The sequence below is a fragment of the Microvirga sp. RSM25 genome, assembly GCF_044784385.1.
In the GTDB taxonomy this organism is placed as follows: domain Bacteria; phylum Pseudomonadota; class Alphaproteobacteria; order Rhizobiales; family Beijerinckiaceae; genus Microvirga; species Microvirga tunisiensis.
Genome location: NZ_CP173040.1, coordinates 867,445 through 880,886 on the forward strand (window position 1 = coordinate 867,445; position 13,442 = coordinate 880,886).

The 13,442-nt window shown below is 61.3% G+C and carries 10 protein-coding genes and 5 pseudogenes; 4 read left to right on the top strand and 11 right to left on the bottom strand.

Annotation, left to right across the window (positions count from 1 at the left end; all coding sequences use genetic code 11):
• Positions 1-150: 150 nt before the first annotated feature.
• The 8 genes and pseudogenes from ACD578_RS30230 to nifA all read right to left on the bottom strand — a co-directional run.
• Positions 151-373 (bottom strand): annotated as a pseudogene (locus ACD578_RS30230) (IS256 family transposase); the annotation flags it as partial.
• A 200-nt stretch (positions 374-573) separates the two neighbouring features.
• Complete coding sequence (bluB, locus tag ACD578_RS30235) at positions 574-1,257, bottom strand: 5,6-dimethylbenzimidazole synthase (protein ID WP_404295571.1); 684 nt, start codon at positions 1,255-1,257, stop codon at positions 574-576.
• A 31-nt stretch (positions 1,258-1,288) separates the two neighbouring features.
• Positions 1,289-2,002 (bottom strand): 7-cyano-7-deazaguanine synthase QueC, encoded by a 714-nt coding sequence (queC, locus tag ACD578_RS30240; RefSeq protein ID WP_404294663.1) that lies wholly within the window; start codon positions 2,000-2,002, stop codon positions 1,289-1,291.
• A complete protein-coding gene (locus ACD578_RS30245; protein ID WP_404294665.1) occupies positions 1,989-2,366 on the bottom strand; it encodes a 6-pyruvoyl trahydropterin synthase family protein in 378 nt (125 codons plus the stop codon). The genes queC and ACD578_RS30245 overlap by 14 nt, the downstream gene beginning before the upstream one ends.
• Positions 2,366-2,998: a 7-carboxy-7-deazaguanine synthase gene (gene queE, locus ACD578_RS30250; RefSeq protein ID WP_404294667.1), complete on the bottom strand. Its 633-nt coding sequence runs from the start codon at positions 2,996-2,998 to the stop codon at positions 2,366-2,368. The genes ACD578_RS30245 and queE overlap by 1 nt, the downstream gene beginning before the upstream one ends.
• 41 nt (positions 2,999-3,039) lie before the next feature.
• Positions 3,040-3,261: pseudogene (locus tag ACD578_RS30255) on the bottom strand (7-cyano-7-deazaguanine synthase); the annotation flags it as partial.
• Between the two features lie 322 nt (positions 3,262-3,583).
• Positions 3,584-4,018: pseudogene (locus tag ACD578_RS30260) on the bottom strand (nitrogenase cofactor biosynthesis protein NifB); the annotation flags it as partial.
• Positions 4,019-4,260: 242 nt separating this feature from the next.
• Positions 4,261-5,952 (bottom strand): nif-specific transcriptional activator NifA, encoded by a 1,692-nt coding sequence (nifA, locus tag ACD578_RS30265; protein ID WP_404295574.1) that lies wholly within the window; start codon positions 5,950-5,952, stop codon positions 4,261-4,263.
• A gap of 229 nt (positions 5,953-6,181) precedes the next feature.
• Here nifA and ACD578_RS30270 point away from each other — a divergent pair, with 229 nt between their 5' ends.
• Positions 6,182-7,216, top strand: a complete 1,035-nt coding sequence (locus tag ACD578_RS30270; RefSeq protein ID WP_404294668.1) for a LacI family DNA-binding transcriptional regulator — start codon at positions 6,182-6,184, stop codon at positions 7,214-7,216.
• Between the two features lie 35 nt (positions 7,217-7,251).
• Positions 7,252-7,359: pseudogene (locus ACD578_RS30275) on the top strand (transposase); the annotation flags it as partial.
• A gap of 48 nt (positions 7,360-7,407) precedes the next feature.
• Here ACD578_RS30275 and ACD578_RS30280 read toward each other — a convergent pair.
• Positions 7,408-8,136 (bottom strand): annotated as a pseudogene (locus tag ACD578_RS30280) (DDE-type integrase/transposase/recombinase); the annotation flags it as partial.
• Here ACD578_RS30280 and ACD578_RS30285 point away from each other — a divergent pair.
• Positions 8,101-9,351, top strand: coding sequence for an IS701 family transposase (locus ACD578_RS30285; RefSeq protein WP_404295577.1), 1,251 nt, complete (start codon positions 8,101-8,103; stop codon positions 9,349-9,351). The pseudogene ACD578_RS30280 and the gene ACD578_RS30285 sit on opposite strands and share 36 nt — an antisense overlap.
• A gap of 366 nt (positions 9,352-9,717) precedes the next feature.
• Positions 9,718-10,089, top strand: coding sequence for a response regulator transcription factor (locus ACD578_RS30290; protein WP_404294670.1), 372 nt, complete (start codon positions 9,718-9,720; stop codon positions 10,087-10,089).
• A 791-nt stretch (positions 10,090-10,880) separates the two neighbouring features.
• Here the strand turns inward: ACD578_RS30290 and ACD578_RS30295 are convergent.
• The gene (locus ACD578_RS30295) at positions 10,881-11,912 is read right to left on the bottom strand and encodes an IS110 family transposase (protein ID WP_404294519.1); all 1,032 of its coding nucleotides are present in this window, start codon (positions 11,910-11,912) and stop codon (positions 10,881-10,883) included.
• A 392-nt stretch (positions 11,913-12,304) separates the two neighbouring features.
• On the bottom strand, positions 12,305-13,336 hold the full coding sequence (locus ACD578_RS30300; RefSeq protein WP_404294519.1) for an IS110 family transposase: 1,032 nt from the start codon (positions 13,334-13,336) through the stop codon (positions 12,305-12,307).
• Between the last annotated feature and the right edge of the window lie 106 nt (positions 13,337-13,442).

A 13,442-nucleotide genomic window follows, 5' to 3' on the forward strand; every position in this document is an offset into this window, starting at 1 on the left:
GACCATGTTCGCCATCGGGGTTGGGACCACCACATTCACATCGGCCGCTCCCCTCCACGGTCGATCATAGGGCGCCCTGTTTCTCCCGCCACAGGCGGATTGAAAATCCGCGCCCGTTCGCCAGCAGTATCTTTCGCGATGCAAGTCCACTAGGTCGATCTTGCCCGTGTCGGCGAGCACGCTCCAGCGGCCATAGCCGTTGCGGGTATTGCCGGCCTCGCCGTCCTGATCGAGATACTGGTCCATCTCCGCGAGAGCCTTCTTCAGCTCGTCAAGAAGGCCGTCCTTTGCGAACACAGATCGGGCGTCAACGCCAGCCAACAGCTGATCGAGCAGATGGTCAGGTATCCGGGGATTCCTGGCGGCGTGCCATGCGATGTCTCCCTCATGATCATCGTAATGGCCCCACACGAAATTCCCGATAGTTCCGAGGCACACATGAGAGATGAGGAACGCCCGTCACCCTATGTCTGATCGTCTCTAAGCCGCAATGCTTTGGTCGCTTTTCAGATCTTCGTCCGGGGGCATGGTTGCCTGCTGAATGAGGGTCAAGCGCCGTGCCGGTTCATATGCTCAGCGTTCCAAGCGGCACGCGCGCGACATAACCCTCCGCTCCCAGCCTGCTCGTTCAAGAGCTGGCATATCCTGCTCACTCTCTGGGTATCCAAGACAGAAGTATCCAACAAAGGTCAAGGCTTCCGGCACGTCTAAGGCCGCAACAACTTCCTTTGGATCGAGAATTGACAGCCATCCAAGGCCCACACCTTCAGCCCGGGCGAGGAGCCAGAGTGTGTAGACGGCCATCACCGTCGAGTACTCGATCGTCGCAGGCATGGTGCGCCGGCCCAAGCCATGCCCCTGTGCCGTCGAGCCATCCGCGAATACGGCGATGTGACAGGGTGCTTCGTCGAGTCCTGCCAATTTCAATCGGGCGTACTGTCCCGCGCGTTCTGGCGGCTGAGCCGCCAGGGCCTCGGCATTGCAACGTTCAAAATTGGCCCGGATTCTGGCCCGGCGCTCGAAACTGTTCACAGTGACAAACCGCCATGGCTGGCTGAGCCCGACGGATGGGGCAAGACACGCAAGATCGAGCAGATGCTCGATCAAGCCTTCCGGCAAAGGGTCAGGCCGGAAGCGCCGCACGTCGCGCCGCCAGATGAGCAGATCCTTGAGTTTTGCCCTGAACGACGCATCAAACGATGGAACCCTGCGCGGCGCACTAGGATCGCAGAGGTCAACCAAGCTTGCCTCCGCCACAATCTCCACCCATGATCGCGCTCCCAACCCGTCAGCTCCGCACCTCGGTGTAACGCTGCCACCCGGCTGACCGCAGCTGACAGGCATCACATTCACCACAGCCAAAACCCCAGGCGTGCCGGGTGCGACGATCCCCGTTGTAGCAGGTGTGCGTCTCCTGCACGATCATATCGACAAGCGAGGTCCCGCCCAAGGTCTCGGCCAAGGCCCAGGTTCCAGCCTTGTCGGTCCACATCAGCGGCGTCTCGAGCACCAGCCGCGCATTCATGCCGAGGTTGAGCGCGGCCTGGAGCGCCTTGATCGTGTCGTCGCGGCAATCGGGATAACCGCTGAAGTCCGTCTCGCAGACGCCCGTCACCACGTGCTTGAGGCCGCGTTGGAAAGCGACGATCGCTGCAAAGCTGAGAAACACCAGATTGCGCCCGGGCACGAAGGTCGCCGGCAGCCCATCCGTGCGGCTGCTGGCCACCGGCAGGTCCGCCGTCAGCGCGCTCACACTCACCTCGCCCAGCACGTCGAGCGGGATCACCCGGTCCGGTCCGAGGCGGCTGGCCCAGAGCGGTGACAGACTGGCAAGCGCCTGCGGGATTGGCTCCCGGCACTCCATTTCGACGGCGTGGCGCTGACCATACGAGAATCCGATCGTCTCAACCCGCTCGTAGCGCGACAGCGCCCAAGCCAGACAGGTGGTCGAGTCCTGCCCGCCCGAGAAGACCACGAGAGCGGAGGAATCAGCGGCGTTCATGGTTGACCGGCGCGGAGTAGGTGCAGGTTTCGCCGCAGCTACCGCGGTAGACCGTCACCCTGGCGATCGGCCCGACATGTTTGACCCCATCGAAGATGAACCGGGTGATGTTCTCCAAGGTTGGCCGCTCCAGGCCCTCGATGCGGTTGAGGAACTTGTGATCGAGCGTCCGGCGCATCTCTGCAAGCTTGCATTCCAGCAGGCCAAGATCAATCAGCATGCCCGTTTCGGGATCGGGCAGCCCGCGCACGGCGACCTCTGCCCGGAAGGAATGGCCATGGATCTCCTCGCTCGCTGGCCCGAGCGTGGTGCCAGTCAGTGTATGGGCGGCTTCGAAGTTAAACGACTTAGTGAGTTCCCACATCAGCGGATCCCTGAATACTTATGGGTTTGGAGGCTCAGCCGCCATTGTGGCTGAGCCAGGCAATACTCGACCGCCCGCGCCGTGTTCGCGACCTGATCCGGCCCGTCCATCGGCTGAAGCGAGAACCGCTCGAATGGCAAGGAGGCAAACCGCTCAGGCGGCGCATCCTCCTGCGGATAGACGAGTTTCAGCTCGTGGCCGGCACGGATCCTGAGCGCGGTGCTGCCCTTTGGGCTGACGCAGGTCCAATCGAGGCCCGGCGGCGGCTCCACCGTGCCGTTCGTCTCGACCGCAATCGAGAAGGAGCGGCGGTGCAGCTCATCGATGAGAGCGGCATCGACCTGGAGCAGCGGCTCACCTCCCGTCAGCACGACGAGCCGGTGATCGGTCCCGGGTCCCCAAAGCTCCTCAATGCGGTGGCACAGGTCGGCGGCGGTGCCATAGCGTCCGCCGAAGGTGCCATCGGTGCCCACGAAGTCCGTGTCGCAGAACCGGCATGCCGCCGCGGCCCGGTCACTCTCCCGTCCTGACCAGAGGTTGCAGCCGGCGAAGCGGCAAAAGACGGCGGTTCGGCCAGCCTGGGCACCTTCGCCTTGAAGCGTCAGGAAGATCTCTTTGACTGCATAAGTCATTCTGGTCTCGTTGGTGAGCCTGTGCCTGACAGGTGGCTGCTGGTCAGCGCCGATCCAGTCAGGAGGCGCCCGACGGCGGAGATGTCGACGATGGCGTGCGGTATGTCGAGGCGCGTGGCAAAGGCGCGTACGGCGTCCAATTCTTTCGTGTGGCGCTGACCGTAATCGAAGGACACAAGGCGCGTGAGGGTTTGCTCACCGGCAACCTTGTGCACGAGCGTAACGGAGGCCAATCCGCCGGAACAGATGACGAGGGATTTCACCAGGGCTCCTTGTTTTGACCGGGTAGGCTCCGACCGGTTCGGCTGACGGGCCGACGAATGTGCGGCAGACGGCGAGGGGCATTGTTGATGCGCTCACCCGTCAGCGCATCAAGGACTACATCGGAGTGGGTGTCAACACAGTCGCTATGGCACAGGACAGTGATTGCAACTCTCATCCCGAGGTCGGCACCGGTACCAGTGCCCTCTACGGAATCTGTACCGCCAGGGCGGGTGACCGAGTTCGCGCCCGCCTGCCCGGCCGGATGCCATGACAGCTGTGGGGCATTCACGGTGTCATAGACTTGGTGTTCGATTCAAGTTCTTGTTCGAAGGTTGCCTTTGTCTTCTTCCAGTCGTAACAGGCATCGCCCGGTCCGGCGATGCCGAGCACGGAAAGCTGCGGCACTTCGTTGGCGACCGCCATCACCTTGCGCAGCGCCTGCTCGGGCGTCAGCTTTTCCGAGACAGCCCCAGGTCGGCTTTCGTTGGCGCAGTCATATTTGCGATTGCAATAGTTACACTGGATGTTGCAGGCTGGGGCGACCGCGACGTGCATGCGCGCAAAATAGTGGTGCGCTTCCTCTGAAAAGCAGGGGTGATCCTTGATCTTCTCCCAGATAGCCGAGTCCATGTCGTCCGGCTTTGCGGACGAGCCGCAGGATGAAGACGCGCAGCCACCGGATTTCGCGGTCGCCAGCAACTGGTCGAAGGATTTCGTGCTGGTCAGGCTCTCGAGCGAAATCATCGGTTCGGACATCGAGCGGCTCCATTGCTGGGTGAGCGTCGCAGTTCAAAACGCAAGAGCGATGCCACCCCTAAAAAACGGTTCAATTCAATGTGTTGGCTTTTCGTGTCCGATTCTGTCGGGTTGCTCCGACACAATTTTGTCAGGCTTCCGACAATGGTCAAACGAACTGCGTCGCGAGAGGCGACGCGTCTCAGGCACACAGAGCGCGACGAGGGGCAGCTCCAGCCTGACGTTTGATGTCCTCAGGACGTTTAGAATTTTCTCAGCTTGATACCATGGCGGCGCAGAGCATAGCCGACCTGCCGCGGCGTGAGGCCCAGGATACGAGCCGCCTTGGCCTGAACCCAGCCGGCTGTCTCCATCGCGTCGATCAGCCGGTGGCGTTCCGTCAGACGCGGGCCCATTGCGCGCCAAGCGGGTTCGTTCGGATCGCCGACCTTGGCGGGCGATGCCGTGCCTTCCGAGGCGCCGATGCGCCTGGCCGGCGGCGGCGATCCAACCGGCATCATGTTGCCCCGGGCGAGCTCGCCGGTGGCATTGCCGCCATGCGAACGGTTGGCGCCTTTCCAGAGGAGAGAAGAAAGGCACTGGCTGTTCTTGCAGGCGAAATCCGACGGAGCGATCATTCTTGAACGCGCAAGTGTAGCCGTCCTTCGCACGCAGTTTTCCAGCTCACGGACGTTACCAGGGAAGTCGCATTGCGAGAGCACATCAAGCGCCGACGGCGCAAAGGTGAACTGGCGCTCGTTCTCCCTGTTGAACCGGTCGAGGAAGGCTTTCGCAAGGCGTGGAATATCGCCAGGTCGTTCTCTGAGCGGGGGCAGGATAATTGGCACCACACTGATGCGATAATAGAGGTCGGCCCTGAACTCCCCGTTCAGGACAGCCGTCTCGAGGTCCTTGTTGGTGGCGCATACGAGCCGGACGTCGACTTTTAGCGTCCTGGTGCCGCCGACGCGCTCCAGTTCGCCTTCCTGCAAGACGCGCAACAGCTTGGCTTGAAAGCTTGGCGAAATCTCGCCGATTTCATCAAGGAGCAGGGTTCCGCCATTCGCCAATTCGAATCTGCCAGCGCGCTGCGCGATTGCCCCGGTGAAGGCGCCCTTTTCATGCCCAAACAGCTCTGACTCGAGAACGCTTTCAGGCAGTGCGGCGCAGTTCAATTTGACGAACGGCTTCTTGCTCCGGGGTGAAAGCTTATGGATGGCCTGTGCAAAGACTTCCTTGCCGGTGCCGCTTTCACCCCGCAGAAGCACGGTGGTATTCGTCCGTGCCACGATCTCGATGGTCTCGAGCACCTGCTTGACTGCGGGACTTTCCCCGACAATCCCATCGATTTTGGCATGCAGATGCCGGGCGGGGCCGGTCCTCTCCTCGTCGAGCACTTTCTCCGGCCTCCGTTGCTCCTCGATAGGCCACTGACCATCCATGCTCAGGATGCGATGGAGGCGGATGGTCTGGCCGACAAGGTTGGCGACCATGGTCAGGAAGCGTACGTCCTCGTCGCAGCAGAAGCTGGCGGCATCGTCCCCGACGCGGTCGATCGACAATGTTCCAACGATTTGATGCTCAGCCTTGACCGCGACACCAACAAAGGTAATTGGGATGGTGCCGCTACTCGAAGATGTGTGAAGGTCAACCTGAAACAGTTCGGACTTGCTGATATCCGGTATGACGAGCGTCCCTTCAGCGACGATTTGGTCGATCACGGCTTGCGGGATGACGCGGCGAAAGCCTGATTGAGGTGGGTGGGTGTTGCCGCCATTTGCGGTAATCTGCGGCTCTCCTTCAGCGTCCAGGACGACGATTGCTCCATGACCTCCTTGCAGAAACGGGGAGAGGATGTTCACGACATTGGCAAGCGTGGCCTCCAGCTGGGCAGGCGTGGCCAGGACCTCAGATATCTCGTAAATAATGCTGAGCAAAATTTCCGCCTTGCGCATGGTTTTGGTGGGTGGTTCGGGCCGGGTGTTCCGAGGTCCGACGTCATCGACCCGATCCCGCCGCATGGTCTTCCTTCTGTTTCGTGGGCGCTCTTGAGCACCCTCATTGACGAGGTTTGAAATCGCTACCAATATGAAAGAAATCTTGCAACGAAAGTTGACAGTTTTCTTTCAAGAACTTTCATGACTCCACTGGGAAAGAATGAAAGAATCTGTCAAGGAGGGTCAGGTGAGCCGCTCTACCATCGCCGATGTGGCCAAGGCCGCCAATGTCAGCGTGTCAACGGTCGATCGTGTCCTGAGCGGCCGCCATCGCGTGCGGGAGGCAACCTCTCAACAGGTGCTACGTGCTGCGGAGGCCATTGGCTTTTATGGTACCGGGATGATCCGTCACCGCCTCGGACAGGATCGGCCTGCCCGCTCCCTGGGCTTCCTCCTCCAGCAGCCGCAACGCTCGTTTTACAAAATGCTCGGGCAGGACCTGAAGGAGGCGACGGATGCCTCGACGACCATCAGGGGCCGGGCGGTGGTGAGGTTCCGGGACGACCTGACGCCAGAGGTCGCCGCGGAACGCCTCCTCCAGCTTGGGCGGGAATGCGATGCCGTGGCGGTCGTCGCCGCAGATCACCCCAAGGTGACGCAGGCGATCGACACTCTGCACGGGGAGGGCGTGCCTGTGTTCGCGCTCATCTCCGACCTCCCGGCCGCGAACCGTGCCGGCTATGTAGGGCTGGACAACTGGAAGGTCGGCGGCACCGCGGCTTGGTTCATCTCCAACATGTGCAGGACGCCGGGAAAGATCGGCGTCTATGTGGGGAGCCATCGCTTCCTGAGCCAAGATGTCAGCGAAATGCGCTTCCGTTCGTACTTCCGCGAACATGCGCCGGAGTTTCAGTTGCTCGATTCCGTGGCAACCCTCGAGGACTCGCGCTATGCCTATGAAATCACCCTGGATTTGTTGCGGCGGGCACCGGATCTGGTTGGCATTTACGTCGCCGGTGGCGGCATCACCGGCGTCATCCGAGCCTTGCGTGAGGACCCGAGCGCCTTATCCCGAAACCTCGTGGTTATCGGACGGGAACTGATAACTGAGACCATTGCCGGCCTCGTCGATGGTGTGATCAATGTTGTCCTGTCGCATCCGAGGCGTTTGTTGGCCGCCACGCTGGTCGAGGCGATGGCGCAATCAACGATCAGCACCCAAGGCGGCAGTATCGTGCAACGTGTCATTCCCTTCGAGATCTACACAGTCGAAAATCTTTGAGCCGGGGCTGCCAAGGCGGCCTGAACACCGCGATCGATAGCAGGCTGTTCGTGGAAGCGGTGCTCTGGCTGGCTCGAATTGGGTCGCCCTGGCGAGATCTGCCGGCACTCTTCGGCAACTGGAACAGCGTGTTGAGTCCATACGCAACCGACAAAACGGCTCGCGCTCCCCCTTGGGGCCAGTTGGTAAGTGTCTGGATGCGAGACCTCCTTGGCTCGAGCGACGACCTGGAGGGCTGGCGGCAACGCGTCTGCATCGGGCGGCTTGAAGCGGCGGTTGGCGAGCTTGGGCTCGGCCGCCAGGCGGCTGTGCACGACCTGCTCGGGGGATCGCCCCTTGAGCACGCGCTGGCGCCTCCTGTTGTAAGCCTGATTGAAGCCCTTGAGCAGCGTCTCGAGGTCGTGATGGCTGTAGATCGTGATGCCCAGCACCTCGCGTTGCACCCGCCCGTTGAAGCGCTCCACGAGACCATTCGTCTGTGGCGTGTAGGGCTTGGTTTTTCGATGCTCCAGCTTCAGCTGGCGGCAGGCGTCTTCAAAGCCATCGGCGGTGAAGCAGGATCCTCTCTCCGTCAGAACGTGCGTGATCTTAAAGGGGAAGGCGCGCACCGCCTCTTTGAGGAAGGCGACCGCGCTGGTGGCCAGCTCGTCGTCCTTGACGGCCAGGTGCACCCAGCGCGAGCAGCGGTCGATGGCCACATACAGGAAGCGCTTGCGGCGCTCGCCATCGGCAGTCTGCAGCTTGGGCAGGTGCTTGATGTCGATGTGGATGAAGCCGAGATCATAGTCCTTGAACGTGCCGCTCTTGCGCTGGCGCTGCTGCGCCGGGGGCAGGCGGCCGAGCCCCTCGGCCTTGAGGATGCGGTAGACGGCATCGCGGTTGAGATGCGGCAGGAAATGCGTGTGGAGTTGCGTCAGGTCAAAGCCGATCTTCAATCCCTGTTTGCTCATCCCAGTGTCGGCGCCTCGGCGGCGGCTTTCCTCGATGGGGTGCTCGGGCCCGAGCGGCGCAAGTCCGGCTGGATGCGGGCCGAGGCCGCTGGCGACTCGGGGCCGTGGCGCCAGCAGGCGGTGCTCGGCCGCAGCCACTGGGACGCGGATGCCCTGCGGGACCTGGTGCGCGACTATGCGCTCGAGACGCTCGCCTCGCCCGGTGCGGTGCTCGTCCTCGACGAGACCGGCTTTCTCAAGCAGGGTACGCACTCGTGTGGCGTCGGTCGGCAGTACACCGGATCAGCGGGCAAGATCACCAGCTGCCAGATTGGTGTGTTTGCGGCCTATGTGTCGGACAAGGGCTGCGCCTTCATCGACCGCCAGCTGTATCTGCCGAAGGACTGGACGAACAAGCCGGAGCGTCGGACCGCCGCTCATGTGCCCGACAGCCTTCACTTCGTTACCAAACCCGAGATCGCCGCACAGATGATCGCACGGGCTCTTGCAGCGGGCGTGCCGTTCGACTGGGTCGCTGCCGACACGATCTATGGTGTGGGAGCCATCGAGATGCAGTTGCGCCGGGCCGGCAAGGGCTACGTGCTGGGCGCGCATGCCACGGACCGGTTCACCTCCTGGATCGATAAGCCCGAGGTCGCCGGCACGGCCGAGCAGATCGCCAAGGCTCTGGCGCCTGAGACCTGGCAGCGCCTGTCGGCGGGCGACGGCACCAAGGGAGCGCGCTTGTCTGACTGGGCCTATGTCGCGTTGGCCGATCTTGAGGCGGCGGAATACAACGAGGCGCTCACCGGCCTGTGGACGCGCGGCCTGCTGATCCGCCGCACCCTCTCTGATGGGGCCCTGGCGTTCTTCTCGACCTGGTGCCCGGCCGGCACGCCGATCGACACCCTGGTGCGGGTGGAAGGCCGGCGCTGGGCGATCGAGGATGCGTTCGAGACCGCCAAGACGGAGTTGGGGCTGACCCACAACGAAACCCGCTCGTGGCACGGCTGGCATCGGCATGTGTCGCTGGTGATGCTGGCCTTTGCCATGATGGCGGTGGTGCGCGAGCGCGCCAACAGCTTCACCTCACCCCAAAAAAGTCGAGACGAAGCCAGGCTGCAGCGTTGGTACGCTGGTCTGTCCAGGAAATCCGCCGCGTGGCCACACGCCTCCAGCAACGCCGGATCGAGCCTGCCTTTGTAATCGCCTGGTCTGCTTGGCGACGCGCGCATCAGGCGATGGCGCAAACCTCACATCGCAAGCGGAGGGCGCAACTGTAATGCTAAGTTCATCTCCTGATAGGTGTCAGAACTAAGGCCGGATCCGACAGTGGACCCCCCTTTGGAATCCTACCTGTGCTTCCTTTCTCGAAGGACCTCATTCTGTGTGAACCGGAGGGCCACGCCAACGAAAAACTAGGGTCACATTTTAGGCATGATGAGCTAATGCACAGCCATACTCACGTATGATTTCCTTCTTCGTGACCGAGTCGTATTTATCTTGGCGAGGTCTATGATCCTAAGTTTCTTGTTTCTCGCACGCAGAAGGACACGCAGAAGGACGAGCCGCGTGCAAAAATCCCCGATTATCACAATCATTGACGATGATGAATCCGTCCGAGCCGCGATCGCGTGGCTTCTAAGGGCGATTGGATACACGGCATACACATTTTCATCCGCCGAAGATTACCTGGGCTCGCCTCGTGTGAACGACACGTCGTGTCTTATCACGGATGTTCAGATGCCGAGCATGAATGGATTCGAGCTGCAACGCCACTTGGTAGGCAAAGGTCAGCGCACGCCCATCATTTTCATAACGGCTTTCCCCGAGGAGCCAATCCGGGCGCGTACACTGGATACCGGAGCTATCTGTTTCCTGAGCAAACCTTTCGATCCACAAGTCTTGATTAACTGTCTTGATCGAGCTCTGAAAGAAACCTGATAGTGCTACTGAGGGCCAGTTCCAAACATAGGCTGGACAGGGATGGATAGGCTCAGCCAGGCGGCGAGCCACTATCCACCCAAGGTCGATTGTTTCCGCCGCCGGAATCGCCAGCTACCCGGTTCGATTTTGCTGACGATACAGCCGAGCTTAATTATGCCAGGATACCCCGGCCACGGGCATTCCCAGAGCTGGCTCGGGAAATTTGAACAGCGGGACAAGTGGAGTTTCTGCCTGAGAGCGGCCAGAATGGCTGCCGAACAGGAGAAACGATGAGCAAGAGACCCCGCCGCAATCACTCACCGGCTTTCAAGGCCAAAGTGGCCCTGGTCGCTTTGAGAGGCGAGAAGACCCTGGCCGAGTTGGCGCAACAGACCGTATGTTCGTTGCCAGCGGAGGTGGCTCGTCCACACTATGCGGCGAGCGAGGGTTGCGCCGGATGGGCCGGCGCCGAGCCTCCCGCACAGGGGACGAGCCATGCAGCAGAAGAGCAAAGTGTTTGTCGGTCTGGATACCTTCTTTATTCGGCTAGTTCCAGTCAAGCGTCTTTAAATCCATCGCGGCGTTCGGTGCAGTGGCCCCCTGCAGGCTCTCGCTTCTTTCCGGAATCGGCATCAAAGCCCTTCCATAATGGGATCAGAAGAATGAAGTGGAACAATCTCTAAAGCGTTCTCTCGCAACTTGCGAAGGAGACCAGGTATCCAGCGAACTCACTTCATTCGTCGTCCCGCGAGGGAGACCGCTCCGCCAGCCGGCGAAGTTCCGAGACTTTCTTGAATCGTGATCGTGTGTCAGGCGGCCGATGCCGCCTTCGCCCACCGGAACTCGGTTCCGTCGCTCCACACGCGATGCAGGATGACAGCCAGGCGCCGGGCCAGCGCAATGATTGCTTTTCTCGCTCCGCGCCGCTTGGCCACGTTCATCGCCCATGCTTTCAACCACGACCATCTCGTCACTCGCGTGAGCAGCGTCTGAGCGGCTTCAAACAGCAGCGTTCGCATCATGCCATCACCACACAGCGAAATCCTGCCAACCCGCTTGCTTTCGCCGGACTGATGCTGCACGGGCGTGAGGCCCAGAGCCGGCCCCACCGCTTTGGAATTCCGAAACCGGGCTGGGATGTCGATGGTGGCGACGAAGGCCAGAGCGACCACAGGCCCTACTCCAGGGACGGTCATGAGCCGGCGGCAGACCTCGTCGCCACGCACAATCTCCAGAAGCTTGCGATGCAGGCTGGCAAAGTGCTCGCGCAGGGTCCGGCGAGCATCCAGAAGCGGCTTGGTGATCTCGGCCAGGTCCGGCAGGCCAGCCACCAGTTCGTGAATACGCTCCTCGAACTTGAGCGCACCGACAACTCCGACCTTGAGGCCAAAGTTGCGGAGCAGACCGCGTAAATCATTCTCGATGGCAATGGCCTTTTCCTGCAGGAGCTTACGGGCGGTCAGCAGCGCACGGCGCTTCTGGCTCGCCAGCGTCTTGACGTGAACCGGTCGGAACAGGTTGACCCGCATCATCTGGGCGATGCCGCGGGCATCATTCCGGTCGGTCTTGTTGACCTGGGCCTTGAGGAAGGCCTTGGTGTGCCGGGTCTCGATACACACGACGGGCAAGCCTGCCCTGGCGAGCCCATCGAAGAGCCATTGGGAGAGCGGGCCCGCCTCAAGGCCGATCCGCTCCATCCGCCAGGCAGGATCTTGTAGGACCTGAAGAAGGTCCTCCGGATGGCTGGGAGCCTTCAACTCGCGACAGATCCTCCCTGTCTCATCGACAATGCACACCGATGTCTCCTTGACCGAAACATCCAGACCCACGTAGTGCTTCATGCTGCGCTTCCTCTACTAAGACCCGAAGTCGTTCTCAACTGCTCTCGTTGTATCATTGGCCTGACGCACTGCCCCCATCAACCAGTGGAGGGCTCCGCAGCCGGCCGAATATCCCATCTCTTTATTCGGCTAGTTCCAGTCAAGCGTCTTTAAATCCATCGCGGCGTTCGGTGCAGTGGCCCCCTGCAGGCTCTCGCTTCTTTCCGGAATCGGCATCAAAGCCCTTCCATAATGGGATCAGAAGAATGAAGTGGAACAATCTCTAAAGCGTTCTCTCGCAACTTGCGAAGGAGACCAGGTATCCAGCGAACTCACTTCATTCGTCGTCCCGCGAGGGAGACCGCTCCGCCAGCCGGCGAAGTTCCGAGACTTTCTTGAATCGTGATCGTGTGTCAGGCGGCCGATGCCGCCTTCGCCCACCGGAACTCGGTTCCGTCGCTCCACACGCGATGCAGGATGACAGCCAGGCGCCGGGCCAGCGCAATGATTGCTTTTCTCGCTCCGCGCCGCTTGGCCACGTTCATCGCCCATGCTTTCAACCACGACCATCTCGTCACTCGCGTGAGCAGCGTCTGAGCGGCTTCAAACAGCAGCGTTCGCATCATGCCATCACCACACAGCGAAATCCTGCCAACCCGCTTGCTTTCGCCGGACTGATGCTGCACGGGCGTGAGGCCCAGAGCCGGCCCCACCGCTTTGGAATTCCGAAACCGGGCTGGGATGTCGATGGTGGCGACGAAGGCCAGAGCGACCACAGGCCCTACTCCAGGGACGGTCATGAGCCGGCGGCAGACCTCGTCGCCACGCACAATCTCCAGAAGCTTGCGATGCAGGCTGGCAAAGTGCTCGCGCAGGGTCCGGCGAGCATCCAGAAGCGGCTTGGTGATCTCGGCCAGGTCCGGCAGGCCAGCCACCAGTTCGTGAATACGCTCCTCGAACTTGAGCGCACCGACAACTCCGACCTTGAGGCCAAAGTTGCGGAGCAGACCGCGTAAATCATTCTCGATGGCAATGGCCTTTTCCTGCAGGAGCTTACGGGCGGTCAGCAGCGCACGGCGCTTCTGGCTCGCCAGCGTCTTGACGTGAACCGGTCGGAACAGGTTGACCCGCATCATCTGGGCGATGCCGCGGGCATCATTCCGGTCGGTCTTGTTGACCTGGGCCTTGAGGAAGGCCTTGGTGTGCCGGGTCTCGATACACACGACGGGCAAGCCTGCCCTGGCGAGCCCATCGAAGAGCCATTGGGAGAGCGGGCCCGCCTCAAGGCCGATCCGCTCCATCCGCCAGGCAGGATCTTGTAGGACCTGAAGAAGGTCCTCCGGATGGCTGGGAGCCTTCAACTCGCGACAGATCCTCCCTGTCTCATCGACAATGCACACCGATGTCTCCTTGACCGAAACATCCAGACCCACGTAGTGCTTCATGCTGCGCTTCCTCTACTAAGACCCGAAGTCGTTCTCAACTGCTCTCGTTGTATCATTGGCCTGACGCACTGCCCCCATCAACCAGTGGAGGGCTCCGCAGCCGGCC

Bases quoted from the DNA above. Each gene is read 5' to 3' on its own strand.
- queC (WP_404294663.1), bottom strand. From the start codon at position 2,002: ATGAACGCCGCTGATTCCTCCGCTCTCGTGGTCTTCTCGGGCGGGCAG.
- ACD578_RS30245 (WP_404294665.1), bottom strand. From the start codon at position 2,366: ATGTGGGAACTCACTAAGTCGTTTAACTTCGAAGCCGCCCATACACTG.
- queE (WP_404294667.1), bottom strand. From the start codon at position 2,998: ATGACTTATGCAGTCAAAGAGATCTTCCTGACGCTTCAAGGCGAAGGT.
- nifA (WP_404295574.1), bottom strand. From the start codon at position 5,952: ATGCGCAAGGCGGAAATTTTGCTCAGCATTATTTACGAGATATCTGAG.
- ACD578_RS30285 (WP_404295577.1), top strand. From the start codon at position 8,101: ATGCGGCAGGAAATGCGTGTGGAGTTGCGTCAGGTCAAAGCCGATCTT.
- ACD578_RS30295 (WP_404294519.1), bottom strand. From the start codon at position 11,912: ATGAAGCACTACGTGGGTCTGGATGTTTCGGTCAAGGAGACATCGGTG.
- ACD578_RS30300 (WP_404294519.1), bottom strand. From the start codon at position 13,336: ATGAAGCACTACGTGGGTCTGGATGTTTCGGTCAAGGAGACATCGGTG.